Origin of the sequence: Pseudomonas sp. 14A (assembly GCF_018132745.1) — a bacterium.
Classification (GTDB): Bacteria; Pseudomonadota; Gammaproteobacteria; order Pseudomonadales; family Pseudomonadaceae; genus Aquipseudomonas; species Aquipseudomonas mercuritolerans.
This window is the reverse complement of the sequence record NZ_JAGRQJ010000037.1, coordinates 1-270: the sequence shown is the minus strand read 5'-3', so window position 1 is coordinate 270 and position 270 is coordinate 1. Positions and strand designations below refer to the sequence as shown.

The following is a 270-nucleotide window of genomic DNA, read 5'->3' as shown; positions in this document are numbered from 1 at the left end:
GTGGACCGCGCCGTCGCGCTGGCCGACACGGAGGGTCTGCCCGCGGTCACCATCCGCAGCCTGGCCCAGGCGCTCGACCTGTCCACGATGTCGATCTACACGCACGTCAACAGCCGGGCCGACCTGCTCGTGCTCATGGCCGATGCCATGCACGCCCGGATGCCGTCGCCCCCGGCGGACGGGACGAACTGGAGCGAACGCGTCCGGGGCGTCGCCGAAGGCAACCTCCGTCTGCTCCGCGCGCACGCGTGGCTCATCGACATCCAGGAC

1 pseudogene is annotated in these 270 nt (G+C 71.5%); it reads left to right on the top strand.

The window, feature by feature from the left end:
* Positions 1 to 270, top strand: a pseudogene (locus PS14A_RS26530) (TetR family transcriptional regulator); the annotation flags it as partial.